This window comes from Pseudomonas azotoformans (genome assembly GCF_900103345.1).
GTDB lineage: Bacteria > Pseudomonadota > Gammaproteobacteria > Pseudomonadales > Pseudomonadaceae > Aquipseudomonas > Aquipseudomonas azotoformans.
Map to the genome: position 1 here is coordinate 510,304 of NZ_LT629702.1, position 25,065 is coordinate 535,368.

20 protein-coding genes and 2 pseudogenes are annotated in these 25,065 nt (G+C 61.9%); 14 read left to right on the forward strand and 8 right to left on the reverse strand.

The features are described from left to right. Positions 1-34: 34 nt before the first annotated feature. The 6 genes from ltnD to BLR69_RS02425 all read left to right on the forward strand — a co-directional run bounded on the left by ltnD (position 35) and on the right by BLR69_RS02425 (position 6,428). Positions 35-976, forward strand: coding sequence for an L-threonate dehydrogenase (ltnD, locus tag BLR69_RS02400; RefSeq protein WP_255336088.1), 942 nt, complete (start codon positions 35-37; stop codon positions 974-976). A 10-nt stretch (positions 977-986) separates the two neighbouring features. Continuing rightward, positions 987-2,279 (forward strand): 3-oxo-tetronate kinase, encoded by a 1,293-nt coding sequence (gene otnK, locus BLR69_RS02405; RefSeq protein ID WP_071494890.1) that lies wholly within the window; start codon positions 987-989, stop codon positions 2,277-2,279. Further along, positions 2,276-2,920, forward strand: coding sequence for a 3-oxo-tetronate 4-phosphate decarboxylase (gene otnC, locus BLR69_RS02410; RefSeq protein WP_071494889.1), 645 nt, complete (start codon positions 2,276-2,278; stop codon positions 2,918-2,920). The genes otnK and otnC overlap by 4 nt, the downstream gene beginning before the upstream one ends. A gap of 97 nt (positions 2,921-3,017) precedes the next feature. Beyond that, positions 3,018-4,478 (forward strand): GntT/GntP/DsdX family permease, encoded by a 1,461-nt coding sequence (locus BLR69_RS02415; RefSeq protein WP_071494888.1) that lies wholly within the window; start codon positions 3,018-3,020, stop codon positions 4,476-4,478. A 15-nt stretch (positions 4,479-4,493) separates the two neighbouring features. After that, complete coding sequence (gene otnI, locus BLR69_RS02420) at positions 4,494-5,276, forward strand: 2-oxo-tetronate isomerase (RefSeq protein WP_071494887.1); 783 nt, start codon at positions 4,494-4,496, stop codon at positions 5,274-5,276. A 72-nt stretch (positions 5,277-5,348) separates the two neighbouring features. After that, positions 5,349-6,428: an alpha/beta fold hydrolase gene (locus BLR69_RS02425; RefSeq protein ID WP_071494886.1), complete on the forward strand. Its 1,080-nt coding sequence runs from the start codon at positions 5,349-5,351 to the stop codon at positions 6,426-6,428. Positions 6,429-6,440: 12 nt separating this feature from the next. Here BLR69_RS02425 and BLR69_RS02430 read toward each other — a convergent pair whose 3' ends face one another. Then, the gene (locus BLR69_RS02430; RefSeq protein ID WP_071494885.1) at positions 6,441-7,262 is read right to left on the reverse strand and encodes a DeoR/GlpR family DNA-binding transcription regulator; all 822 of its coding nucleotides are present in this window, start codon (positions 7,260-7,262) and stop codon (positions 6,441-6,443) included. Positions 7,263-7,329: 67 nt separating this feature from the next. Further along, positions 7,330-8,250, reverse strand: a complete 921-nt coding sequence (locus BLR69_RS02435; protein WP_071494884.1) for a LysR family transcriptional regulator — start codon at positions 8,248-8,250, stop codon at positions 7,330-7,332. Between the two features lie 139 nt (positions 8,251-8,389). On the opposite strand from BLR69_RS02435, the gene BLR69_RS02440 reads away from it, so the two are divergent. Both BLR69_RS02440 and BLR69_RS02445 read left to right on the forward strand, forming a co-directional pair. Then, positions 8,390-9,445: a tartrate dehydrogenase gene (locus BLR69_RS02440; protein WP_071494883.1), complete on the forward strand. Its 1,056-nt coding sequence runs from the start codon at positions 8,390-8,392 to the stop codon at positions 9,443-9,445. 91 nt (positions 9,446-9,536) lie between these two features. After that, positions 9,537-10,868 carry a dicarboxylate/amino acid:cation symporter gene (locus tag BLR69_RS02445; RefSeq protein ID WP_083365763.1) on the forward strand — a complete coding sequence of 444 codons (1,332 nt, stop codon included), beginning with the start codon at positions 9,537-9,539 and terminating at the stop codon, positions 10,866-10,868. Here BLR69_RS02445 and BLR69_RS31445 read toward each other — a convergent pair. From BLR69_RS31445 to BLR69_RS02455, 3 genes and pseudogenes are all read right to left on the reverse strand, one after another. Beyond that, positions 10,806-11,348, reverse strand: a pseudogene (locus BLR69_RS31445) (methyl-accepting chemotaxis protein); the annotation flags it as partial. The gene BLR69_RS02445 and the pseudogene BLR69_RS31445 sit on opposite strands and share 63 nt — an antisense overlap. Before the next feature lie 321 nt (positions 11,349-11,669). Next, positions 11,670-12,749: pseudogene (locus tag BLR69_RS31450) on the reverse strand (HAMP domain-containing protein); the annotation flags it as partial. Between the two features lie 143 nt (positions 12,750-12,892). Next, on the reverse strand, positions 12,893-13,783 hold the full coding sequence (locus BLR69_RS02455; protein WP_071494882.1) for a bestrophin family protein: 891 nt from the start codon (positions 13,781-13,783) through the stop codon (positions 12,893-12,895). 447 nt (positions 13,784-14,230) lie between these two features. On the opposite strand from BLR69_RS02455, the gene BLR69_RS02460 reads away from it, so the two are divergent. Both BLR69_RS02460 and BLR69_RS02465 read left to right on the forward strand, forming a co-directional pair. Then, positions 14,231-15,094: a hypothetical protein gene (locus tag BLR69_RS02460; protein ID WP_071494881.1), complete on the forward strand. Its 864-nt coding sequence runs from the start codon at positions 14,231-14,233 to the stop codon at positions 15,092-15,094. A 26-nt stretch (positions 15,095-15,120) separates the two neighbouring features. Further along, complete coding sequence (locus BLR69_RS02465) at positions 15,121-16,146, forward strand: GGDEF domain-containing protein (protein ID WP_071494880.1); 1,026 nt, start codon at positions 15,121-15,123, stop codon at positions 16,144-16,146. Positions 16,147-16,162: 16 nt separating this feature from the next. Here BLR69_RS02465 and BLR69_RS02470 read toward each other — a convergent pair whose 3' ends face one another. Beyond that, the gene (locus BLR69_RS02470) at positions 16,163-16,474 is read right to left on the reverse strand and encodes an ArsR/SmtB family transcription factor (RefSeq protein WP_134434928.1); all 312 of its coding nucleotides are present in this window, start codon (positions 16,472-16,474) and stop codon (positions 16,163-16,165) included. A gap of 80 nt (positions 16,475-16,554) precedes the next feature. Between BLR69_RS02470 and BLR69_RS02475 the strand changes: the two genes are divergently transcribed. Both BLR69_RS02475 and BLR69_RS02480 read left to right on the forward strand, forming a co-directional pair. Beyond that, entirely contained in the window at positions 16,555-17,646 is a 1,092-nt protein-coding gene (locus BLR69_RS02475; RefSeq protein ID WP_071494879.1) for an NADH:flavin oxidoreductase/NADH oxidase, read from the forward strand. Between the two features lie 191 nt (positions 17,647-17,837). Further along, on the forward strand, positions 17,838-19,964 hold the full coding sequence (locus tag BLR69_RS02480) for a TonB-dependent siderophore receptor (protein WP_071494878.1): 2,127 nt from the start codon (positions 17,838-17,840) through the stop codon (positions 19,962-19,964). Positions 19,965-20,034: 70 nt separating this feature from the next. On the opposite strand, the gene BLR69_RS02485 is transcribed toward BLR69_RS02480, so the two are convergent. Both BLR69_RS02485 and BLR69_RS02490 read right to left on the reverse strand, forming a co-directional pair. Then, positions 20,035-20,757: a FadR/GntR family transcriptional regulator gene (locus BLR69_RS02485; protein WP_071494877.1), complete on the reverse strand. Its 723-nt coding sequence runs from the start codon at positions 20,755-20,757 to the stop codon at positions 20,035-20,037. A gap of 48 nt (positions 20,758-20,805) precedes the next feature. Next, a complete protein-coding gene (locus BLR69_RS02490; RefSeq protein ID WP_071494876.1) occupies positions 20,806-22,542 on the reverse strand; it encodes an IlvD/Edd family dehydratase in 1,737 nt (578 codons plus the stop codon). 193 nt (positions 22,543-22,735) lie between these two features. Between BLR69_RS02490 and BLR69_RS02495 the strand changes: the two genes are divergently transcribed. After that, positions 22,736-24,058, forward strand: coding sequence for an MFS transporter (locus BLR69_RS02495; RefSeq protein ID WP_071494875.1), 1,323 nt, complete (start codon positions 22,736-22,738; stop codon positions 24,056-24,058). A 15-nt stretch (positions 24,059-24,073) separates the two neighbouring features. Next, entirely contained in the window at positions 24,074-25,063 is a 990-nt protein-coding gene (araD1, locus tag BLR69_RS02500; RefSeq protein ID WP_071494874.1) for an AraD1 family protein, read from the forward strand. The last annotated feature ends 2 nt before the right edge of the window (positions 25,064-25,065 follow it).

Below are 25,065 nucleotides of genomic sequence, written 5' to 3' on the forward strand. Positions count from 1 at the left end.
GGATGATCGGTCCCAATTCCAATGCGGCTCGCCGGTGTGGTGTCAGTCGCCGTTTTCCCCTGGAGTACCTATGAATAATAAGAATGTCGGTGTGATCGGTTTGGGCGCGATGGGGCTGGGCATTGCCCGCTCGCTGTTGCGCGCTGGTTTCAGTGTGCATGCCTGTGATGTACGTGAGGCAGTCACCCGGCAGTTCGCCGGGGAGGGCGGAGTGGCGTGCTCGTCACCGGCGCAGATGGCCGAGGCCTGTGATGTGATCATCACCGTGGTGGTCAACGCCGAGCAGACCGAGACTGTGCTGTTTGGTACGGGCGGTGCCGTGGCGGCGCTGCGCCCTGCGAGCCTGGTGATCGGTTGCGCCACCGTGGCCCCGACCTACGCCGTGGACCTCGGCCGGCGGCTGGGCGAACACGGGCTGCTGTACCTGGATGCGCCGATTTCCGGCGGTGCGGCCAAGGCCGCCGCCGGTGAGATGACCATGATGACCTCAGGCCCACAGGCCGCCTATGCCAAGGCCGATGCAGTGCTGGCGGGCATGGCCGGCAAGGTTTATCGCCTGGGCGACGTCCATGGACTCGGCTCCAAGGTCAAGATCATCAACCAGTTGCTTGCCGGCGTGCATATCGCGGCGTCCGCCGAGGCCATGGCCCTGGGCCTGCGTGAAGGGGTGGATGCCGATGCCTTGTACGAGGTGATCACCCACAGCGCCGGCAATTCCTGGATGTTCGAAAATCGTGTGCCGCACATCCTCAAGGCCGACTACACGCCACTGTCGGCGGTGGATATTTTCGTCAAGGACCTCGGCCTGGTGCTGGATACCGCCCGTGCCAGCAAGTTCCCACTGCCGCTGTCGGCCACTGCGCACCAGATGTTCATGCAGGCCTCCAGCGCCGGTTTTGGCCGCGAGGACGACTCGGCGGTGATCAAGATTTTCCCCGGTATCGAGTTGCCGACTGCCAAGCCCGAACCGGTGTAAGGAACATTTTATGACTGACCACACCACACGCCCGTTGCTGGGTTGCATCGCCGACGATTTCACCGGCGCCACCGACCTGGCCAACATGTTGGTGCGCGGCGGCATGCGCACGGTGCAGAGCATTGGCATCCCCAGCCGAGAAGTTGTAGACGGCCTGGATGCAGATGCCATTGTCATCGCCCTCAAGTCACGCACCACGCCGGCCGCAGACGCTGTCGAGGAATCCCTGGCCGCACTGGAATGGCTGCGCGCGCAGGGCTGCGAACAGATTTTCTTCAAGTATTGCTCAACGTTCGACTCTACCGCCGCCGGCAATATAGGCCAGGTCAGTGAGGCCTTGCTCAAGGCGCTGGATGCTGATTTCACCCTGGCCTGCCCGGCGTTCCCGGAAAACGGTCGCACGATTTTCCGTGGCCACTTGTTCGTGCAGGACCAGTTGCTCAATGAATCGGGCATGCAGCATCACCCGCTGACACCCATGTGTGACGCTAATCTGGTGCGGGTGCTGCAAAGCCAGACTGCATTGCCGGTTGGGCTCCTGCGGTACGACGCGGTCGCCGCCGGTGTGGACGCGACACGCACCAGGATCGCCGAACTGCGCGAGCAAGGCGTGGGCATTGCCATCGCCGATGCGCTGTCGGACCAGGACCTCTATACCCTGGGCAGCGCCTGCGCCGACTTGCCGTTGCTCACTGGCGGCTCGGGCCTGGCCCTGGGCCTGCCGGGCAATTTCCGCCGCGCGGGTAAATTGCGCGATTTTGATGTGAATGCATTGCCCACGGTCAGGGGGGGCGAGGTGGTGCTGGCCGGCAGTGCCTCGGTGGCGACCCTTGGACAAGTTGCAGCATGGTGCGAGGCGGGCCGCCCGGCATTACGCATCGATCCCATCGCCCTGGCCGCCGGTGAACCGGTGGTGGCGCGGGCGCTGGCCTTTGCTCGCAACAGTGCACACACCGTATTGATCTACGCCACCAGCACCCCGGCTGAGGTCAAGGCGGTGCAGCAACAACTGGGCGTCGAACGCGCTGGCACCCTGGTAGAGAACGCATTGGGCGAGATCGCCGCCGGTCTGCGTGAGCAGGGAGTGCGACGTTTTGTAGTCGCCGGAGGGGAAACCTCCGGTGCGGTGGTCAAGGCCCTCGGCGTCAACCTGTTGCAGATTGGTGCACAGATCGACCCCGGTGTGCCGGCCACGCTCAGCAGTTCCACCGAACCGCTGGCACTGGCGCTGAAATCGGGCAACTTCGGGGGGCGCGAGTTCTTTGCCAAGGCCCTTGTGCACCTGGCAGGAGGTGCACAATGACTGGCATCGACGAACAGGCCCTGCGCGAAGAGATCTGCGATGTCGGCCATAGCCTGTATCAACGTGGCTATACCGTCGGCAGCGCCGGCAATATCAGTGCGCGCCTGGATGATGGCTGGTTGATTACGCCTACCGATGTCTGTCTGGGACGTCTTGCGCCTGGGGCGATTGCCAAGGTCAACCTGGAAGGCGAGTGGGTGTCCGGGGACAAACCTTCGAAGACCCTGGCCCTGCACCGTCAGGTGTATGACCGCAATCCCTCGGTGGGCGGGGTGGTGCACACCCATTCGACCCACCTGGTGGCGTTGACCCTGGCCGGGGTGTGGCGGCCAGACGCTATTCTGCCGCCGCTCACGCCCTATCAAGTGATGAAGGTCGGGCACATTCCTTTGATCGGCTACCAGCGTCCGGGCTCGCCCAACGTCGCCGAGCAAGTGGCGCAACTGGCCAACAGCGTGCGTGGGGTGATGCTTGAACGACTGGGGCCGGTGGTCTGGGAAAGCTCGGTGGCCAAGGCCAGTTACGCCCTGGAAGAGTTGGAAGAAACCGCCAGGCTCTGGCTGATGAGCAACCCCCGGCCCGAGCCGCTGGGCCAGGCCGCCTTGGATGAATTACGCGAGACGTTCGGCGCGCACTGGTAAGCCGTAGATCGATATTGCAAGCCTCCCGCGAGACCCGCCTGCGGATCGTGGCGGGGGCGGCTTGCACCAAAAAACAATAACAACAGGACATTCCCGAATGAGCCCACTGATTTTGATGTTGACCGCCGGCGCGGGTATCGCGCTGCTGCTGTTTCTGGTCCTCAAGTACAAATTCCAGCCCTTTGTCGCACTGATGCTGGTCAGTATTGTGGTGGCGCTGGTGGCCGGGGTGAAACCGGCTGATCTGGTGGCGACGATTGAAGGTGGCATGGGCAAGACCCTGGGTCATATCGCGATCATCATTGCCTTGGGCGCGATGATCGGACGGATCATCGAGCTGTCCGGCGGCGCCGAAGCCTTGGCCAAGTCGCTGATCGAGCGCTTCGGCAACAGCCGTACGCCGCTGGCTTTGACCATTGCCGGATTCATCATCGGCGTGCCGGTGTTCTTCGAAGTCGGGGTGATTATCCTGATGCCGCTGGCCTACGGTGTGGCACGCCGGGCACGCAAGCCGCTGCTGGTATTTGCGTTGCCGATGTGTGCGGCACTGCTCACGGTACATGCGTTCCTGCCGCCTCATCCGGGTGCGGTGGCGGCGGCCAGCCAACTGGGTGCGGACCTGGGCCGGGTGCTGATGTTCGGCCTGCCGATCACCGCGTTGCTGTGTTACGTCGGCTACCGCGTGGCGGGGCGCATGACTCGCCGCTTTTATCCGATGACCGATGACATTCGCGCCGAAGTCTATGGCCCCCATGTGACCAATGAAGACTTGCGGGCCTGGACCAGCGGCAGCAACCAGGCCGCGCAACAGAACGCCGTGGCCGAATCCCACATGGGCCTGGAGGAGTCCACCAGTGCCATCGCCGCCAAGTTGCCTGCGGCGCCTGCGCCGGGGTTCGGGCTGATCGTCAGCCTGATCCTGCTGCCGATTGTGTTGATTCTACTGGGCACCCTGGCTACATCATTGCTTCCGATAGAGTCGACGTTGCGCGCCGTGATGACCGTGCTTGGCGCACCATTGGTGGCGCTGTTGATCGACACCTTGCTGTGTGCCTGGCTGCTGGGCTCGCGTCGGGGCTGGAGCCGCAGCCAGGTGTCGGATGTCATCGGCTCCGCCTTGCCGGGCGTGGCCATGGTGATCCTGATCGCCGGCGCTGGCGGGGTGTTCGGCAAAGTGTTGGTGGACACCGGGATCGGCGCAGTCGTGTCCGATATGTTGCGCACCACCGGTCTGCCGGTGCTGGCCCTGGGCTTCCTGTTGACCATGCTGCTGCGCGCGGTGCAGGGTTCTACGACCGTGGCCCTGGTGACTACCGCAGGAATCATCAGCCCGCTGATTGCCACCCTCAACCTCACGCCTAACCATATGGCGCTGCTGTGCCTGGCCATGGGCGGTGGCGGGCTGGCGATGTCCCATATCAACGATGCAGGGTATTGGATCTTCACCAAGCTGGCCGGGCTGAATGTGGCAGACGGTCTGCGTACCTGGACAATCATCACCACGTTGCTCGGCACCCTGGGGTTCCTGATGACCCTGCTGATCTGGCCATTTGTCTGATTTCTAGGAGCTTACATGCCTCGTTTTGCTGCCAACCTGAGCATGCTGTACCCGCAACATGATTTCCTCGAGCGCTTCGCTGCGGCGAAAGCCGACGGTTTTGATGCCGTGGAATACCTGTTCCCCTACGATTACAGCGCCGCCACCCTCAAGCAGCGCTTGAGTGATAACGGCCTGGTCCAAGCGTTGTTCAATGCACCGCCGGGTGACTGGGCGGCGGGTGAGCGAGGCATTGCCACCTTGCCGGGGCGCGAGGCCGAGTTTCGCAGCGGCTTCGACCGTGCCCTGGAATACGCCGCGGTGCTGGGTAATACCCGCGTGCATGTGATGGCGGGGCTGTTGCCGTCGCCAAGCCTGCGCGAACGCCATCATGCCGTGTACCTGGAGAACCTGGCCTACGCCAGCGCTGCGGCGGCCGAGGTTGGCGTGACGGTGTTGGTGGAGCCGATCAACCCCCGTGACATACCGGGCTTCTTTCTCAATCGCCAGGACCAGGCCCAGGCGATCTGTCGTGAAGTCGGCGCAAGCAACCTCAAGGTGCAGTTCGACTGCTATCACTGTCAGATTGTCGAAGGCGATGTGGCGACCAAACTGCGTCGTGACGTCGACGGCATCGGTCATATCCAGATTGCCGGAGTGCCCGACCGCCACGAGCCGGACCTGGGTGAGCTGAACTACGGGTTCCTGTTCGAGCTGATGGACCAGTTGGGCTACACCGGCTGGGTCGGCTGCGAATACCGGCCCAAAGCCGATACTTCGGCTGGCCTGCAATGGCTGCGGGACTGGAAGGCACGCTGATCCGAAACATCCCCTGCATAACCGGTAAGCAGGGGGTTCTACAATAAAAACAAAAATAACGGGAGTTCCCCTATGCAGCACTTCACCGTCCGGCCTGCTCCAGGCTGGCTGTTTGCGTTGTCTTGTGTACCTTCGATGCTCTTCGCTGCACCATTGCCATCGGCGACGGAGGGCGATTGGGTCGCGCCCGAGTTCACTTTTCACACGGGTGAAAAGCTGACCAACCTGAAATTGCATTACCTGACGCTGGGCGATCCGGCTCACCCGGCGGTCCTGTATTTGCACGGCACGTATCGACCTGGCAGCGACGTGCTGGGCAAGGATTTCGGCGGTGAGTTGTTCGGGCCGGGCCAGCCGCTGGACGCCAGCAAGTACTACATTATTTCCACCGATGGCATAGGGGTCGGCCAGTCGACGAAACCGTCGGATGGGCTGCGCGCCACGTTTCCCGCCTACAACTATGCCGATATGGTCCAGGCGCAGTATCGACTGGTGACCGAGGGCCTGGGGGTCAAGCACCTGCGCCTGGTCATCGGTAATTCCATGGGCGGCATGCAGACCTGGATGTGGGGCCAGACCTGGCCTCAGATGATGGATGGTCTGGTGCCCATGGCATCGCAGCCCACACAGATGTCATCACGCAACTGGATGATGCGTCGGCTGCTGGTGGAGTCGATCAGGCAGGACCCTGCGTGGAATAGCGGCAATTACACCCAGCAGCCGCCTTCGTTGCGTCTGGCCAATGCGCTATTCAGTGTAGGCACCAGTGGCGGCACCCTGGCTTACCAGGCGGCTGCGCCGAGCAGAGCGCTGGCCGACAAGCTGGTGGACGAGCGCCTCAACGCTGCGCAAACGGCTGACGCCAACGACTTTATCTACCAATGGCAATCGTCTGCCGATTACAACGCTGCCCCCGGGCTGGGCAATATCCAGGCCCCGGTACTGGCGATCAATTCGGCGGATGACGAGCGCAATCCGACCGAAACCGGCACTCTGGAGGCGTCCCTGAAACACATCAAGGACGCGCGTTTGCTGCTGATCCCGGTCAGCGCTGAGACGCGCGGCCATGGCACTACGGCGATGGCGAAGTTCTACACCCGGGAGTTGGCGGCGTTCATGCAACACACCGAGCAGGTACGCCAGGCGCGTTAACACGCCGCCGGGTCACGCCGGCGTTGGATCGCCCGGCAGCATCAGTTCGATGCCGCGCTTGCGGATACCGTCAGCGGCCGCCGGGGCCAGGGCGTCGTCGCTGATGATCACATCGAACGGCTCCAGCCCGGCGATGCGGTACATGCTGAAGGTGCCGTACTTGGAACTGCTGGCCACCAGTACTACTTGAGCAGCTGATTGCATCGCCACTTGCTTGACCTCGACCTTCAGCGCCGAGGGGGTGGTGATGCCACGGTGCAGGTCCCAGGAACTGGTGGACACAAAAGCGATATCCGTGACCACCTGGCGCAAAGTCGCCACCGCCAGCCCGCCGACGCAAGAGTGATTGTCATGGTCCAGTTGGCCACCGGTGTGGATCACCGTGACCTGGGGCGCATCCATCAGGGCCTGCACGATCCCGAAATCGTTGGTGACCACCGTCATCCCCGAGAGCGCCTTGATATAGGGGACGATCTCCAGGGTGCTGGTGCCGGCATCCAGGTACACCGTCATGTCCGCGTGCAGCAAACGTGCCGCCAGCCGTGCCATCGCCTGCTTTTGCGGCAATTCCACTACGGCTTTGGATTGATGGCTCGGCTCGCTGTGCAACTGGCTGGCGATCCTGACGCCTCCGGTGACGGAGTACGCCCGGCCTTCCTGTTCCAGCAGTGCAATGTCACGGCGTACGGTCATGTGCGAACAGTCGAACATCTCCATCAACTGGTGCACGCTCATCACCTGATGCTTGCGCAACTGACGCAGGATTTGCTCGCGACGCTGCTCGGGAATCATCGGCGTGCCGCTGTCGGGGGCAGTGTCCTTGGGGGTGGGCATTGAGGCTCCGGGTCGGTCTGGGGGCTGGGGCACATAGTAGCGAATATGCGTTCCGAGGTGATGCACTTCAGTCAGTCATCAGTGCGTCATCGACTGTGTCCAGGTGCTTGAAGCGTTCGATCAGAAAGTCAATCAGGCTGCGCACCCGTGCCGACAGGTGCAGTTGTTGCGGGTATACCGCGTACACATCGGCGCGGGTGGGGGTCTGGTCCTCCAGTACCAGGCGCAGGCGCCCGCTGCGCACGTAGCGAGCGATGTCCCATTCGGCGCGCAGTAGAATCCCGTAGCCCTCCAGTGCCCAGTTCAGCGCTACCTCGCCGTCGTTGCAGCCCAGGGCGCCGTGCACTTTGATGTTGTCCGTACGCCCGCCGTGGGTGAACGACCACACGCCATACGGTGATTCGTTCTGACGGATGAAAATGCAGTTGTGCTGGTGCAGGTCGGCGAGCTTTTCGGGTGTGCCGTATTTGTCCAGGTACAGCGGCGAAGCGCACAGCAGGCGGCGGTTGGAGGCGATCTTGCGTGCATGGAACGCCGCGTCCGGCAGGCTGCCGAAGCGGATGCCGAGGTCGAAACCGTGGGTCGTCAAGTCCAGCGGGTGATCGCTGATTTCCAGCTGGATCTCGACCTCCGGGTACTGCGCAAAAAACGCGGCCAGGGCCGGGCCGATATAACGTCGGCCGAACCCCAGCGAGGCATTCACCCGAATCAGGCCCTTGGGCGTGGCGCGACTGCTGCTGAGTACCTGCTCCAGTTCGTCGATCTGGGTGAGGATGCGCGCCGCATGGGTGAAATACAGCTCACCTTCGGAAGTCAGGCTCATCGAGCGGGTAGTGCGGTTGACCAGGCGAATGCCCAGGCGCGCCTCCAGTGCCGTCAGGCGTTTGCTCACTGCCGGCGGAGTCACCCCCAGTTCGCGCGCGGTGGCGACCAAGCTGCCTTTGTTGGCGAGCAGGTAGAAAAACGACAAATCCAGGGTTTGGCTCATTCGTAACTCAAGGTTATTTATGTAGTGATTTCGAGTCGATCATGCTGCTTTGATCGCTACATATACTCCGATCACCCCCCGCTTGGACAGCCTGGCTGCGACGGGACACAACAACAAACGTGACGAAGTGGAGTGAATGATGAGTGCATACAACATTGCGGCAATTCCAGGAGACGGTATCGGCGTGGAAGTGATCGCCGCGGGCGTTGAAGTCCTGCAAAGCCTCGCGAACAAAGCCGGTTTTGCAATGAACTTCAAGCATTTCGAGTGGAACTCCGACAACTACCTGAAAAACGGCTACTACATCCCTGAGGGGGGGCTGGAAGAGTTGAAGACCTTCGACGCAATTTTCTTCGGTGCAGTGGGTGCCTTGAACGTGCCGGACCACATCTCCCTGTGGGGCCTGCGCCTGCCGATCTGCCAAGGCTTCGACCAGTACGCCAACGTGCGCCCGGCGCGGGTGTTGCCGGGGGTGAAAAGCCCGTTGCACAACGGCGACCAGATTGATTGGGTGGTGGTACGGGAAAACTCCGAAGGCGAGTACTCCGGCAACGGCGGGCGGGTGCATCGCGGCTTGCCCGAAGAGGTGGCCACTGAAGTGTCGGTGTTCACCCGTGCCGGTGTGGAGCGTATTCATCGTTTTGCCTTCGACCTGGCCCGCAGTCGCCCCCGCAAGCATCTGACCCTGGTCACCAAGTCCAATGCCCAGCGTCACGGCATGGTGCTGTGGGATGAGATTTTCTACGAAGTGGCCAAGGACTTCCCGGATGTGAAAATCGACAAGGAACTGGTCGACGCCGTGACCACGCGCATGGTGCTCAAACCTTCGACCCTGGATGTGATTGTGGCCACCAACCTGCACGCTGACATCCTTTCCGACCTCGCCGCCGCACTGTCCGGCAGCCTGGGTATTGCGCCCACGGCCAACCTCAACCCTTCGCGCCGGTTCCCGTCGATGTTCGAGCCGATCCATGGTTCGGCGTTCGACATCACCGGTAAAGGCGTGGCCAACCCCATCGCGACATTCTGGACCGCCGCCATGATGCTCGAACACCTGGGCGAGCCAGCCGCCGCCCGGCAATTGATGTCAGCCATCGAGGCGGTCACCGAAAGCGGCCTGCACACCCCTGACCTGGGTGGCACCGCCACCACCCGCCAGATCACCGATGCCGTCATCGAGCTGATCAACCGCTGATTCACGGGAGTACTGCGGCACAACGCCAAGGGCCGGCGGTCACGTCCGCCCCCTGGCATTTCCTGACAACAATAAGAATCAGGGCCCTGTCATGAAAAGAATATTTGGCAAACTCTATGTGCAAGTCCTCATCGCGGTCATCCTCGGTGCGATTGTCGGGGTGCTTGTGCCCGACACCGGGACCGCGCTCAAGCCATTGGGCGATGCATTTATCAAACTGATCAAGATGCTCCTGGCACCGGTGATCTTCCTTACGGTGGTCACCGGCATTGCCAAGATGGAGAACATGAAAGAGCTGGGCCGCGTGGGTTTTCGCGCGTTGATCTACTTCGAAGTGGTATCCACCCTGGCCCTGGTGGTCGGGCTGGTGGTGGTGGATGTGTTCAAGCCCGGCGCCGGCATGAACATCGATGTGGCCACCCTCGACACCTCAAGCCTTGCCACCTACACCACGGCGGTCAAGCACGCCTCGTTCATGGACTTTGTCATGAACATCATTCCCGACACTCTGGTGGATGCGTTTGCCAAGGGCAATGTGCTGCAAATCCTGCTGTTTTCTATCCTGCTGGGCGTTGCGCTGGCTGCTGTGGGGCCGCGCGGCAAGCCGTTCGTGGACACGCTGGACAGCCTCATGCAGGGCATGTTTCGTATTGTCAACATGGTCATGCGCCTGGCGCCTATCGGTGCGTTTGGCGCCATCGCGTTCACCATCGGCAAGTACGGCTTCGGTTCGTTGTTTTCCCTCGGCAAACTGATGGCCTGTGTCTACCTGACGTGCGCGGTGTTTGTGATCTTCGTGCTGGGGCCGATTTGCCGCTACAGCGGCTTCAGCTTGTGGAAGTTCCTCAAGTTCATCAAGGAAGAGCTGTTCACCGTGCTCGGCACCAGCTCGTCGGAGTCGGTATTGCCGCAAATGATTGCCAAGATGGAGAGGGCCGGGGTGTCCAAACCGGTGGCCGGGATGATCATCCCCTCGGGCCTGACCTTTAACCCGGACGGCCAGGCGATCTACTACACCATCGCCGCGATTTTCATCGCCCAGGCCACCAACACACCGTTGACCCTGACTGATCAGTTAATCGTGCTGGCGGTGTTGATGTTCACCTCAAAGGGCTCGGCGGGAGTGACCGGCTCAGGCTTTATCATCCTGGCGGCAACGCTGTCGTCACTGGGCACTATTCCGGTGGCGGGCATGGTGCTGCTATTGGGGGTAGACCGCTTTATGTCGGAAGCGCGGGCGATCACCAACACCATCGGCAATGGCGTGGGCACCATGGCGATCGCCAAGTGGGTGGGGGCGCTGGATACGGTGAAAATGCGCAAGGCCCTCGACGGTGAAGTCGAGAGCCCAGGTGCACATTCAGAACTTGAACCGCCCCACCAACCCCTTGAGCTGCCCGGAAATATCCGTCAACCGACCTGACCCGGTCTGCGCCGAATGGGCAAACCCTTCGACCAGTTGCGCATCGGCATGGATCTGCGCGATGTGCCGGTTGATCTCTTCGGCCACCTGGTGCTGTTCTTCGGCGGCGGTGGCGATCTGGGTGTTCTGGTCGCGGATCGAGTCCACCGAGCCACGGATCTTGTCGAAGCTGTCGCGGGCCTGCTGGATGCGTTCCACGCTGGTGTGGGACACCAGCAGGCTGCCTTGCATCTGCTGGGTCACTTCCTGGGTGCGACGGGCGAGGTTGCCGAGCAGGCTGTCGATCTCGCCGGTGGAGTCGGCGGTGCGGCGGGCGAGGGCGCGAACTTCGTCGGCGACTACCGCAAAGCCGCGGCCCTGGTCACCGGCGCGGGCGGCCTCGATGGCGGCGTTGAGCGCCAGCAGGTTGGTCTGTTCGGCAATCGAGCGGATGGTGTCGAGGATGGTGTTGATGTTTTTGCTGTCCTGCTCCAGCTGCTGCATGGTCTGGGTCGAGCGTTGCAGGTCTTCGCTGAGCTGGAGCACGCTGCCGGTGGCTTCGCCGATGTGCTGCTGGCCGTCGTGCACATCGCGGTAGCCTTCGTCGGCGCTGGTGGCGGCGGCGCTGCAGGAGCGGGCGACTTCGTTGGCGGTGGCCACCATTTCGTTGAACGCGGTGCTCACCAGTTCCACCGCTTCACGTTGGCGGCCGGCGGCCTGGTTCATGTTGTGGGCGACTTCGCTGGTGTCGGCGGCGGCCGTTTGCAGGTCGGATGAGGCATTGCCGATGCGCTGCACCAACTGGGCGATCATGCTCAGGAACTGGTTGAACCAGCCGGCCAGGCTGGCGGTTTCGTCCTTGCCTTGCACCTTGAGCTGGCGGGTCAGGTCGCCTTCACCTTCGGCGATCTCTTGCAGGCCGTCGGCCACGCCGCGAATCGGACGCACGATCACGCTGGCGAAACTGGCGCCGACAATCGCGAAGACCACGGCCAGCGCAGCGGCAATCGCAGCGATCAACCAGGTAAGGCGGGTCGCGCCGGCCATCACTTCGTCGCGCTTGATCAGGCCGATGAAGCGCCAGCCCAGGTCCTTGGAGCTGACCATGTTGGCCATGTAGGCCACGCCATCGATGTCGATCTGGCTCACACCGTCGCCGCGCTTGGCCAGTTCGGCGTAGTTGGGGCCCAGGTCGGCCAGGGGCTTGAAGTTGTGCTTGGCGTCGCTGGGGTCTACCAGCACGTTGCCGTTGCCTTCCACCAGCATCAGGTAGCCGCTGTCGCCGAGCTTGATGTTGCGCACCAGTTCGGTGAGCTGCTTGAGCGAGACGTCCAGGCCGACCACACCGAGGATCTTGCCGGCGGCGTCGGTGACGGTGTGCACGGTGCCGATCAGCGTCACGTCGTCCGGCGCCCAATAGTAGGCCCCGGTGCGCACGGTTTTACCCGGCGCGGCGATGGCGGCCTGGTACCAGGGGCGTACGCGCGGGTCGTAGTTGTTCAGCTTGGTGTCGTCGGGCCAACTGGCGTAGCCGCCGTCGGCGAGGCCCAGGGACAGGTAGGCGGTGCTCGGATGGCTCTTGGCGAACTGGTCGAAAATCTCCAGCAGCGCTGTGTTGGTGGGGGTGAGGGGGATTTGCGCGGCATCGGCGCCGGCGTAGCTCTTGAGGTCCTTGGCCGCGACAACGCGCGGGTCCTTGGCCACATACTCGACGTTCTGGCTGATGCCGTCGAAGAACTGCTTCATGCCATTGTCGATCTGGCGGATCTCGCGGCCGCTGCTGTCGAGGAAATTGGCCTGGGCCCCCTCGCGCAGATTCAGTACAACCAATACAGCGACCAAAATAACCGGGACGCACGCGATGGCGGCAAACGCCCAGGTCAGCTTTTGCTTGATATTCATGACTTCACCCGCGGGTATTTATAATTTTGGCAAGGAGAAAACAGTAGCGTCGAGCGTCGCATGTGTTGTTTTTAGGGGGTGTGGCCATGCGTACCCCCTGTATATCGACTGCGCGGGCACGCACTTGAGGGCCGAGGGAAGGTTTAACCGATGCGTTCGCCACCCAGCGCATCACGCTGCATCGACTGCAGGTTTTTCTCGATGGTTTCGCAGATGGTGTCCATCTGGATCTGGTGTTCGCTGGAGTTGAACGGGCTTTGCAGGTCGGTGCCGATGCGCTCGATGGCCAGCAGCATGAAGCCCACCACCGTCGAGGCCAGCGGGGTGAACCAACCCAGGGACTCCACCAGGCCCACCGGTACGATCAGGCAGAACAGCGAGATAAACAGCCGTGGAAAGTACACGTAAGGGTAGGGCAGCGGGGTGTTGGCGATCCGTTCCATGCCGCCCTGGGCGTTGGACAAGTCCACCAGGGTCGACTCCAGCCGTGCCAGGCGGATGCTGTCCAGGTGACCGGCCTTGTACTCCCTGGCCAGCAACGCCGCCGAGCCGGTGAGAATATCGTTGGCAAAGTTGTTGGTGGCGCCGTTGCGCGCAAACTCATCGCCGGGGATAAACGCACGGACTTCTTCGGGGCACGGTTGGCCCTTGAGGTGCGCGGCCAGGCAATTCACATAGGCCACATGGCGACGCAGCAGGGTGGCCTTGACCGGGTTCACTTCGCCGTCGGGGTCGTCCAGCAGGGTCAGCACCTGGCGCGCAAAACTGCGCGAATTGTTGACCATTGCGCCCCACAGGGTGCGGGCTTCCCACCAGCGGTTGTAGGCACTGCTGTTACGGAAACTGATCAGCACCACCAGCGCCGAACCCAGCAGGGTCAGGGGCATCAGCGGCAGATTGATCTTGTAGGTGAGAAACAACATGAAGTCCACGGTGACGGCGACGTCCCACAGCAACAGCCAGAACAACGCCCAGCCCACGTAGCCCATGGTCTTGATGATCAGGCGGTACTTTTTGACGATGGCGGCTTTCAAACGGGGACCTCACGGCGAGCGGTAAGCAACAGTGCTTAAGCTCGGACGTGGGTTCGCGGGAAAGGTTCGCCCCAGGGCCTGAATCGTTTAAGTAGTGCTCACCGGCTCCCGTGAGAGTCGTCGCAATTCTTCCAGTGCCGCCAGGATTCAATGGCATCGGCGAACAGGTCGATTGAACAGTTTCATCACAACGCTTGGATATATTTAAAGGCAGCGAAGCACCGCAGCTGTCATGGGCGTGTATGAGTGGGTTGTTTTAGGGACGCCAATACGTTTTGGAACAATTTTGGTAGCGATGATGTCTGTCGGGTTAATCGCGATACATTGCGCTCGAGGCAAAACGCCATCGCTGGTGGTGTTTACGACGTGAGTTGTTGTGAGACCTGGTTGCAGAAGTGCTGCGCCATCGATCAGTGAATTCCAGTAGGTTGATCAGGGCTCTTTCTCATGTGCGTCAGTTCGTTGAAGTGGGCGTTGGATCATTCGGCGCAGGTGTTGGAACGTCACGGGGAATTTGAATGCAGTATTCGCGCGCACTACGCCATTCTGCTGGGTCCCTATTCAAAACGACCGTTTTTCTACAAGACAGCGCTGAAGTTCAACCGTTTGATGGTGTCTTTCACGCTGCTGAGTGAATATTTCTCCAAGCCCGCGCCATTGTTGTCCGACGTGAAAGCGTTCTGCGTGGCTCGCGGTTTCTGTTCCAGGAACAGCCTGGAGTCGATCTTCCTGCTGTTCAGGACCCTGGGGTTCATGAAGGTCGCTGGCCACCCTGACGACAGCCGTTTTCGGGTGTTCAGCCCATCGCCGCAGGCTTGCCATGAAGTCAGGTCGATGCTCAATTCCGTGGTACAGCCGCTGGGACCAATGTGCCCCAGTGAAGCGCAGGTCCAGCGGATGAGTGAGTTGGACGACCGAGCCTTCCTGGCACTTTATTTCAAAGGTTTTGCCACCCTTCTTTCAAATAAGCTGACCATCGATGTATTGCTGCCGGAATGTGACTGGCTGGTTAACCGCGATGCCGGACATATGCTGATGTTGGCGATTTATAACGATGCCTGTTCCTTGGACTGTCAGGGCGCAAGTTTCAGGACGTCTTCTTATCTTTCACTGGCGATGCGACTTTCAGTGTCCAAGACCCATGTGATTCGTCTGGTTCAGGAGGGTGTTGAAAAAGGTTGCTTTAAAGTGCATTCCAAGACGCAGTTGGAAGTATTGCCGCCCTTTGTAAAGTTGGTGCGCCGTTTCATGGCGTATTCATTTGCAATCACCCTGCTTAGTATCGAGTTGGGCCAAGCCAGCAAAATATAGGCAACTTATGCGCAGGGAGTGTTGAGATGCCGGCTGACTTAAAGCTCAGGCCAAGGATGCAGAGGTTATTGTCGCCCGCTGTTGCCCAGGCGGAATGGATAGGCCTGATTGCCTGGTGGTGGGTGCTCTTGGTGGATCCGGTGCTGGAGTTCGGGTGGTACACCGTGCTCATTACCGTCTGTTTGACAGCGTTGTGTCGATTTCACCGGCGGTTGGCCAATTTCCTGGCCTGGCGGGCGTTCGGTGTGGTCTATATGGCGGTGTTGGCCGGCGGCTTTGCGTTGGTGATGCAGACCGATCAGGCGTTGCAGGTATTTGCTCTACCGCTGGCGGTGATTCTGGTGCTGAGCAGTGCCTTGCTCTTTATCGCAGTCCAGGATTTCTTGATAGGCGCTGCATTGATCTGGTCGATGCTGTGGCCAGCTGTTCATATGTCGATCTACGCCGGGGTTGAGGTTTACCTGGTGATGTTCTGCCTGGCGTCGGTGTCGATCGGCTTTATCCTGAATTATTCCTACGTGAAGAACCTGCGCTCTGTGTTGCTGGTCGAGAGTGAGTTCCGGGAGCTGGCAGAAACGGATTACTTGACCTCCATCCTGAACCGCAGGGCCTTTATCGAACGTTTCGCCAAGGTGATCGCCGAGGGGCAGTGCGGCTATTTCATGATGTTGGATATTGATAGCTTCAAGTTGAAAAACGACCAGTTTGGCCATGATGTCGGTGACAAGATTCTCTGTGCGATGGCTCATTGCCTGAAAGCCACCCCTGGCAGCGACAGCTTCGGCAGGATCGGGGGGGAGGAGTTCGGTGTCTTGCTGGTGGGTGATGACCCTTGGGCTGCCACGGATTTTGCCGCGCGCCTGCTGCAAGCGATTCGCTGCAGTGTCCCGCCACCCCATCACTACACGTGCAGTGCCGGTATGACGCATTTCTCGGCAGGCGCCGATATGTCAGCGGTACTCAAGTGCGCCGACCGCAACCTGTATGCCGCCAAGCGCAATGGCAAGGACTGCGTGTACCTGGATGGCGAGCCGGTGACTGCTTCCAGGTGAAACGCAAAGACGGGCCTCAGTGCTGGGCCAGAATGCTCGCAAGCAAACCGGGAAAGCGGCCTTCAAGATCGTCCGCACGCAACGCATTCAGATGAGTGGTGCCCACGCTGCGGGTTTGCACCAACCCGGCATCGCGCAACACCCGAAAGTGATGGGACATGCTCGACTTGGGCCGCCCGCCGTCCAGTTCGCCGCACGTGGCCTCGGGTACGCCGGCCAGGCAGCGCACGATTTCCAGGCGCACCGGGTCACTCAGGGCGTACAGCACGCGCTCAAGGGTCAGGTCTTGCAGGGGAGGGTGTTTGAAGGCTCGCATGAAACGAATCATAACAGGGGGCTATCCTTGAATACCATAGTTCGATTACCATCGAACTATCGAATCAACCATCTGCTCATTGGAGTCGCCCCATGGCCGCATTGTTCGAACCGTTCACCCTCAAAGACGTCACCCTGCGCAATCGCATCGCTATCCCGCCGATGTGCCAATACATGGCCGATGACGGCATCGTCAACGACTGGCACCTCGTGCACCTGGCCAGCATGGCCCGTGGCGGTGCCGGCCTGGTGGTGGTCGAAGCCACTGCTGTCGCGCCGGAAGGCCGTATCACCCCCGGTTGCGCGGGCCTGTGGAGTGATGCGCATGCCGAGGCGTTCGTGCCGATGGTCCAGGCGATCAAGGCCGCCGGTTCCGTGCCGGGCATCCAGATCGGCCACGCCGGCCGCAAGGCCAGCGCCAACCGTCCGTGGGAAGGGGATGACCATATCGCCGCCTCCGACGCCCGCAGCTGGGAAACCATCGCGCCCTCGGCCATCGCCTTCGGCGCCAACCTGCCACAGGTGCCTCGCGCCATGACCCTGGACGACATTGCCCGGGTGCGCCAGGACTTCGTCGACGCCGCCCGCCGCGCCCGCGACGCCGGCTTCGAGTGGATCGAGTTGCACTTTGCCCACGGTTACCTGGGCCAGAGTTTCTTCTCCGAACACTCCAACCAGCGCACCGATGCCTACGGCGGCAGCTTCGACAACCGCAGCCGTTTCCTCCTGGAAACCCTGGCCGCTGTGCGTGAAGTCTGGCCGGAAAACCTGCCGCTCACCGCACGTTTCGGCGTGATCGAGTACGACGGCCGCGACGAGCAGACCCTCACCGAGTCCATCGAACTGGCCCGCCGTTTCAAGGCCGGTGGCCTGGACCTGCTGAGCGTCAGCGTCGGTTTCACCATCCCCGACACCAACATCCCGTGGGGCCCGGCGTTCATGGGGCCGATTGCCGAGCGCGTGCGCCGTGAAGCCGGTATCCCGGTCACTTCGGCCTGGGGCTTCGGCACCCCGCAACTGGCCGAAGGCGCGTTGCAGGCCGGGCACCTGGACCTGGTGTCGGTGGGGCGTGCGCACCTGGCCGACCCGCATTGGGCGTATTTTGCGGCCAAGGAACTGGGGGTCGAGAAGTCCTCGTGGACCTTGCCTGCGCCTTACGCGCATTGGTTGGAACGTTATCGCTGAGGTCACGCGTCAACGATGAGCCACTCGATTGAGTGGCTTTTTTTCGCCTGCGTCAGCGCTGATACACAGTCGATTCGCGAAAAATAGCGAATGAGAATAGATGTCAACCGCGAATGACTTGATATACCATCCCTCGCGAATTCTTGGCAGGTCTGCCGTCCCATCTAGCTCATTCACTAGGTTCCACACCCATGCGTCGTACCCTGATTTCCCTCTGCGTGCTTCAGGCGTTTTCCCCGTTCACCTGGGCAGAGGTTGCTTCTACCGAGAAAGCCAGCCTTGAGTTGCAAGCGACCAATGTCACCGGCGAGGCGGATTACGAGACCGCCCAAGGGCCGGTGCAGGGCTACCACGCCACACGTTCAGCCAGTGCGACGCGCACCGACACCTCGATCCATGAAACCCCGCAGTCCATCAGCGTGGTGTCCAAGGCGGTGGTCGAAGACATCGGCGCCACTCGCCTGCAGGATGCGCTGGATTACGCTGGCGGTGTCGGACGCGCCAACAACTTCGGCGGGCAGGGCCTCACGACCTTCACCGTGCGCGGCTTTACCACCGGCGAGTTCTACCGCAACGGTTTCCCGATCAACCGTGGCTACCCGAACATGCCGGACGCCAACACCATCGAACGCCTGGAAGTGCTGCGCGGCCCGGCGACCATGCTCTATGGCCGTGGCGATCCCGGCGGCACCTTCAACGTGGTGACCAAGCAACCGTTGGCCGAACGTACGGTCACTCTCGGCAGCCAATTGAATGACCAGGGCATGAAGCGCGGCACCCTGGACGCCTCCGGCCCGTTGGACGATGAGGGCCGCCTGGCCTATCGCCTGAACGTGGTGGGCGAGGGCGGCGACACCTTCCGCGACCATGTGGAAACCGAACGCTACGGCATCACCCCGGTGCTTACCTGGCAGGCCAGCGACGACACCAAGGTGATCTTCGAAGGCGACTTCATGCGCAACAACCACCCGCTGGATCGCGGGCTGACACGCTTTGCCACTCAGAAAGGCACGCCTTCGCGCGATACCTTCTGGGGCGACAAAGACGTCGGCAAGCTGCACAACGACAACAGCATGGCCCAGTTGCGTTTCGAGCATCTGCTCAATGACAACTGGACCCTGGGCGGTGGTTTTCAATGGCTCGATGGCACCCTGCAAGGCAACGCCATCGAAGCCAACGGTCTGGCCGCTGACGGTCGTACCCTGGGTCGCAACTTCAACTACCGCAAGCTGGAGTGGACCGACAAGGACACCCAACTCAACCTCACCGGGCATTTCTCCGCCGGCGGTTTTGACCACACCCTGCTCACCGGCGTCGAGCTCGAAGACTACGACTACAAGTCGATCATCCAGCGCTCCAGCGGCGCGGTGGGTGCCTACCCCATCGATATCTTCAACCCGGTCTACGGTCAGCCGCGTCCGGCGCTCACGCGCACGCCGACCCACGACAAGGAAAACCTCAAGACCTACGCCGCCTTCGTCCAGGACCAAGTGGCCCTGACCGAGCGCCTGAAGGTACTCGCCGGCGCGCGCTTCGAGCGCTTCGAGCACGACTACCACACCTATGTGCCAGGCGGTAAAAGCTGGGAGGCCAGCGATAACGCGGTCACCCCGCGCGTAGGCGTGACCTACGACCTCACCGACACCGTCGCGGTGTACGCCGATGCCGCTCGCTCGTTCAAGCCGAATACAGGTGCCAGCCGTCAGGGGGGTGGGTTTGAGCCGGAGAAGGGCAAGTCCTACGAAATGGGCATCAAATGGGAAGCGCTGGATCGTCAACTGAGCGTCGATGCTGCGGTTTACCAGATCGAGAAGAAAAACGTGCTCACCACCGACCCCCTGGACTCGACCTTCAGTGTCGCCGCCGGCCAGGTGCGCAGCCGCGGCTTCGACCTCAACGTGGCCGGCAACCTCACCCCTGAATGGCGCGTGATCGGTGGCTACGCCTACGTCGACGCCGAAGTCACCAAAGACAACACCATCCGCGTCGGCTCACCCCTGGCCAACATCCCGCGCAACAGCTTCAGCCTGCTCAATGTCTACGAGTTCCAGGACGGCCGCCTCAAGGGGCTCGGGCTGGGCGCGGGCGCCAAATACGTCGATGAACGGGTCGGCCAGACCTCCAACACCGCTTTTTCGATGGACGCCTACACCGTGGTCGACCTGCTCGGCTACTACAAGATCAACGACAAGGTGCGCCTGAACCTGGATGTGAAGAACCTGTTCAACCGCGATTTCGAGGAAGGCGCGTTCGGCAACTTCTACGCCTACCCAGGCGCGCCACGCACGGTGCAGGTGGGCATCGCCTACACCCTCTAATGCCTAGCACAGTTTCAATGTGGGAGAGGGCAAGCCCCCTTCCACATTTGGTTCTGTGTACCCCTTGAAGTCAGAGCGGCGTAAGCACGTTCATCACCGTATCCAACGCCACCCGCGTGTCATCCAGTTGCACCAGCGACGCATGCCGGGCGCCGAGGGCGTCGCGGTTCTGGATCGCGGTGAGGATCGCCTTGTGCCGGGGCAGGCTCAGGCCCTGGATGTCGGGGCGGCGGTTGGTGATGTTGATCGACTCGCGCAACGGCAGCGACAGCATGTTGCACATGTAGGCGAGCAGGTCGTTGCGGGTGGCGTCGGCGATGGCGCGGTGGAAGTCCAGGTCGGCCTGCAGCAACTGTTCGTGGGTCTGCGCGGTTTCCATGCCCAGGTAGGCTTTTTCGATGGTGGCGATGTCTTCGTCGGTGGCCGTGGTCGCGGCCATGGCGGCGATCTCCGGCTCGAGGATGCGCCGCACACCGGCCAGGGTGTTGAAGAACTCACTGTGGGGCGTGGACTGCATCAACCAGGACAACACGTCCGGGTCGAGCAGGTGCCACTTCAATCGCGGCCGCACCACCGCGCCCACCCGTGGCTTGGAATACACCAGGCCCTTGGCGCTGAGCACCCGCGTGGCTTCGCGCAACACCGAGCGGCTGACCTGGTACTCCTCGCAGAGCGTGGCCTCCATGGGCAGCCGTTCTTCGGGCTTGAAGCGGCCGGAAACGATGTGCATGCCCAAGTCCTGAACGATCTGGGCATGCTGGCTCTTGCGCGGCTTGGGCGGCTGGTGATCCATGACGACGGGGAGGCTCTGGCTTAAAGACGCGGCATCATAGCATCCCAATTAGTGGGAATGCCGTGGGACTTCCGCCCCACGGCAACCCACCAGGAAGTCAAAGTCGCAACCCTGGTCGGCCTGCAGCACATGGTCTATGTACAGCTGGCGATAGCCGCCGACGATGAGGTTCTGCGGTGGCGCCAGGTCTGCCATGCGCGCCGCCAGCTCTGCGTCGGGGATGTCCAGGTGCAGGCGGCCGTTGGCGCAGTCCAGTTCGATCCAGTCGCCTTCCTTGACCGTGGCCAGCGGCCCGCCGGCCGCAGCTTCTGGTGCCACGTGCAACACCACCGTGCCGTACGCCGTGCCACTCATGCGCGCATCGGAGATCCGCACCATATCGGTCACACCCTGGGCCAGCAGCTTGGCCGGCAGGCCCATGTTGCCGACCTCGGCCATGCCCGGGTAGCCCTTGGGACCGCAGTTTTTCATGACCAGGATCGAGTTGGCGTCCACGTCCAGTGCCGGGTCGTTGATGCGCGCCTTGTACATGTCGAAGTTTTCGAACACCACCGCGCGACCGCGATGCTGCATCAGCTCCGGGCTGGCGGCGGACGGCTTGAGCACCGCGCCCAGCGGGGCGAGGTTGCCGCGCAGCACGCAGATGCCGCCGTCGGCGCGGATCGGGTTGTCGAGCGTGCGGATAACTTCGTCCTGGCCGTAGATCGGCGAGTCCTGGGTGTTCTCGCCCAGGGACTTGCCGTTGACCGTCAGGGCATTCGGGTGCGGGATCAGGTTGGCTTCACCCAGGCGGCGCAGCACCGCGGGCAGGCCGCCGGCGTAATAGAACTCTTCCATCAGGAAGCGCCCCGAAGGTTGCAGGTCGACGATGGTCGGTATGCCCCGGCCCATGCGGGTCCAGTCGTCCAGGTCGAGTTCGACGCCGATGCGCCCGGCGATGGCCTTGAGGTGGATTACCGCATTGGTCGAGCCACCGATGGCGGCGTTGACGCGGATCGCGTTTTCAAACGCCTCTTTAGTCAGGATTTTCGACAGCTTCAAATCCTCGCGAACCATTTCGACGGCGCGCATGCCCGACATGTGCGCCAGCACATAACGCCGGGCATCCACCGCCGGAATCGCCGCGTTGTGGGGCAAGGAAGTGCCGAGTGCCTCGGCCATGCAGGCCATGGTCGACGCGGTGCCCATGGTGTTGCAGGTGCCCGCCGAGCGCGACATGCCGCCCTCGGCCGCGAGGAAGTCATCCAGGGTGATGGTGCCGGCTTTCACCTGTTCGCTGAGCTGCCACACCACGGTGCCCGAGCCGATGTCTTGGCCCTTGTGCTTGCCGTTGAGCATCGGCCCGCCGGTGACCACGATGGCCGGCACGTCGCAACTGGCGGCGCCCATCAGCAGGGCCGGGGTGGTTTTGTCGCAACCGGTCAGCAGTACCACGCCGTCAATCGGGTTGCCGCGAATCGCCTCTTCCACATCCATGCTCGCCAGGTTGCGGGTGAGCATGGCGGTGGGGCGCAGGTTGGATTCGCCATTGGAGAACACCGGGAACTCCACCGGGAAGCCACCGGCCTCGATCACGCCGCGTTTGACGTGCTCGGCGATCTGGCGGAAATGCGCATTGCATGGGGTCAGCTCCGACCAGGTATTGCAGATGCCGATGATCGGCTTGCCATGGAACTGATGGTCGGCAATGCCCTGGTTCTTCATCCAGCTGCGGTACATGAAGCCGTTTTTGTCGGCGGTACCGAACCACTGGGCGGAGCGGAGGCCGGGCTTTTTATCAGGCATGATCGATTCTCTTATTGTATGACTATATGTTCTATGCGTGCCTAAACATAAGCGCAAAAACCCTTCTTTGGAAGAGTTGTTTTGCAAATAGTCATACTATATAGTCGGGTTCAACTGAGGTATGGCCCTGGCGGATTTTCGCGAGAGGCGTCCCCCGAGCTTCTATAAAAACAACAATCGGAGATCGACCCCCATGAGCCAGGAACTGCGGCTTATTCGGCGCATTACGCTGAAACTGATTCCCTTCCTGATCCTGCTGTACCTGATCGCCTACGTGGACCGCTCCGCCGTGGGCTTCGCCAAGTTGCACATGGGCGCCGACGTCGGCATGGGCGACGCTGCCTATGGCCTGGGCGCGGGGTTGTTCTTCATCGGCTACTTCCTGTTCGAGATCCCCAGCAACCTGATGCTCGACCGCTTCGGCGCACGCCGCTGGTTTGCACGGATCATGATCACCTGGGGCGCCATCACCATCGGCATGGCCTTCGTGCAGGGGCCGCACAGTTTCTATGTGATGCGCTTTCTGCTCGGCGCGGCGGAGGCGGGGTTCTTCCCCGGCGTGCTGTACTACATCACCCAATGGTTTCCGGTACGCCATCGCGGCAAGATCCTCGGGCTGTTCATCCTGTCGCAACCCATCGCGATGATGATCACCGGGCCGGTGTCCGGTGGCCTGCTGGGCATGGACGGCATCCTGGGGCTGCACGGCTGGCAATGGCTGTTCATCGTCATCGGCACCCCGGCGATCCTGCTGACCTGGCCGGTGCTGCGCTTCCTGCCGGATGGCCCCAAGCAAGTCACCTGGATGAGCGACGACGAAAAGACCTGGCTCACCGGCGAACTCGCCAAAGACCTGCAAACCTACGGCCAGACCCGTCACGGCAACCCACTGCATGCCTTGAAAGACCTACGCGTGTTGCTGCTGGCACTGTTCTACCTGCCGGTGACCCTGAGCATCTACGGCCTGGGCCTGTGGCTGCCGACCCTGATCAAGCAATTCGGCGGCACCGACCTGGTCACCGGGTTTATCGCTGCGGTGCCGTATATCTTCGGCATCATCGGCCTGCTGATCATCCCGCGCAGTTCCGACCGTTTGAACGACCGCTACGGCCACCTTGCGGTGCTCTACGTGCTGGGTGCCATCGGCCTGTTCTTCAGTGCCGCGCTCAGTGTGCCGGTGCTGCAAATGGCCGCGCTGTGCCTGGCGGCATTCGCGATGTTTTCCTGCACCGCCGTGTTCTGGACCTTGCCCGGGCGCTTCTTCGCCGGCGCCAGTGCGGCGGCGGGCATTGCCCTGATCAATTCGGTGGGCAACCTCGGCGGCTATATCGGCCCGTTCGTGATCGGCGCGCTCAAGGAATACACCGGCAACCTCGCTTCGGGTTTGTACTTCTTGTCCGGGGTGATGCTGTTCGGGCTGGTGCTGACCTTGGTGGTCTACCGCCTGCTCGAGCGCAAGCACGTGCTGCCCGCCGACCAATTTGCCGCCAGTGCCCGTGGCGCCACCCGACCTTAATCCAGGAGAACAGTCATGCGTTTAGTTCAGTTCGAGTTGCGTAACGGTGACCGCCGCGTCGGCGTGGTCGACGGCACCCAGCTGCGCGAAGTACACACAGCCCGCAGCGTGCGCGAGTTGGCCCTCGCTGCCATCGACGCCGGCGTAGGCCTGGCGCAATACGTGGACAGCCTGGGCCTGGGCGACAGCTACGACTACGCAACGCTGCTGGCCGACCTGAGGATTCTGCCGCCGCTGGACCACCCGGACCCGGCCCATATGCTGATCAGCGGCACCGGCCTGACCCACCTGGGCAGTGCCTCGGCGCGGGACAAGATGCACCAGGCCGGCGACGACACCGCACTGACCGACACCATGCGCATCTTCAAATGGGGCGTGGAGGGCGGTCGTCCACCGGCTGGCCAGGCGGGCGTGCAACCCGAGTGGTTCTACAAGGGCGACGGCAGCATCGTGGTGCGCCCTGGCGCGGCCTTCCCGGTGCCACCGTTTGCCGAGGATGCCGGTGAAGAACCGGAGATCGGCGGCCTGTATGTGATCGGCCCGGACAGCAAGCCCTATCGCGTCGGTTTTGCGGTGGGCAATGAATTCTCCGACCACATCATGGAGCGCAAGAACTACCTGTACCTGGCCCATTCCAAGCTGCGCAGTTGCAGCTACGGCCCGGAGTTGCGCGTGGGTGAACTGCCCCAGCACCTGGCGGGCACCAGCCGTATTCTGCGCAACGGCGAAGTGATCTGGCAGAACGAGTTTCTCAGCGGCGAGGCGAATATGTGCCACAGCCTGGAGAACCTCGAATACCACCACTTCAAATACCGCCAGTTCCTCACGCCCGGTGATGTGCACATCCACTTCTTCGGCACCGCCACGCTGTCATTCGCCGACGGTATACGGACCCAGGCCGGCGATGTGTTCGAGATCAGCCAGGCCGAGTTCGGTGCGCCGCTGGTCAACCGTGTCGGCAGCAGCGCTGCGGCGTTCGAACCCGGCAACGTCATCACCCTTTAATG

Bases quoted from the DNA above. Each gene is read 5' to 3' on its own strand.
- BLR69_RS02480 (WP_071494878.1), top strand. From the start codon at position 17,838: ATGCGTCGTACCCTGATTTCCCTCTGCGTGCTTCAGGCGTTTTCCCCG.
- BLR69_RS02415 (WP_071494888.1), top strand. From the start codon at position 3,018: ATGAGCCCACTGATTTTGATGTTGACCGCCGGCGCGGGTATCGCGCTG.
- BLR69_RS02425 (WP_071494886.1), top strand. From the start codon at position 5,349: ATGCAGCACTTCACCGTCCGGCCTGCTCCAGGCTGGCTGTTTGCGTTG.
- BLR69_RS02490 (WP_071494876.1), bottom strand. From the start codon at position 22,542: ATGCCTGATAAAAAGCCCGGCCTCCGCTCCGCCCAGTGGTTCGGTACC.
- araD1 (WP_071494874.1), top strand. From the start codon at position 24,074: ATGCGTTTAGTTCAGTTCGAGTTGCGTAACGGTGACCGCCGCGTCGGC.
- BLR69_RS02430 (WP_071494885.1), bottom strand. From the start codon at position 7,262: ATGCCCACCCCCAAGGACACTGCCCCCGACAGCGGCACGCCGATGATT.
- otnC (WP_071494889.1), top strand. From the start codon at position 2,276: ATGACTGGCATCGACGAACAGGCCCTGCGCGAAGAGATCTGCGATGTC.
- BLR69_RS02475 (WP_071494879.1), top strand. From the start codon at position 16,555: ATGGCCGCATTGTTCGAACCGTTCACCCTCAAAGACGTCACCCTGCGC.
- otnI (WP_071494887.1), top strand. From the start codon at position 4,494: ATGCCTCGTTTTGCTGCCAACCTGAGCATGCTGTACCCGCAACATGAT.
- otnK (WP_071494890.1), top strand. From the start codon at position 987: ATGACTGACCACACCACACGCCCGTTGCTGGGTTGCATCGCCGACGAT.
- BLR69_RS02440 (WP_071494883.1), top strand. From the start codon at position 8,390: ATGAGTGCATACAACATTGCGGCAATTCCAGGAGACGGTATCGGCGTG.
- BLR69_RS02460 (WP_071494881.1), top strand. From the start codon at position 14,231: ATGTGCGTCAGTTCGTTGAAGTGGGCGTTGGATCATTCGGCGCAGGTG.
- BLR69_RS02465 (WP_071494880.1), top strand. From the start codon at position 15,121: ATGCCGGCTGACTTAAAGCTCAGGCCAAGGATGCAGAGGTTATTGTCG.
- BLR69_RS02495 (WP_071494875.1), top strand. From the start codon at position 22,736: ATGAGCCAGGAACTGCGGCTTATTCGGCGCATTACGCTGAAACTGATT.
- BLR69_RS02485 (WP_071494877.1), bottom strand. From the start codon at position 20,757: ATGGATCACCAGCCGCCCAAGCCGCGCAAGAGCCAGCATGCCCAGATC.
- BLR69_RS02470 (WP_134434928.1), bottom strand. From the start codon at position 16,474: ATGATTCGTTTCATGCGAGCCTTCAAACACCCTCCCCTGCAAGACCTG.
- BLR69_RS02435 (WP_071494884.1), bottom strand. From the start codon at position 8,250: ATGAGCCAAACCCTGGATTTGTCGTTTTTCTACCTGCTCGCCAACAAA.
- BLR69_RS02445 (WP_083365763.1), top strand. From the start codon at position 9,537: ATGAAAAGAATATTTGGCAAACTCTATGTGCAAGTCCTCATCGCGGTC.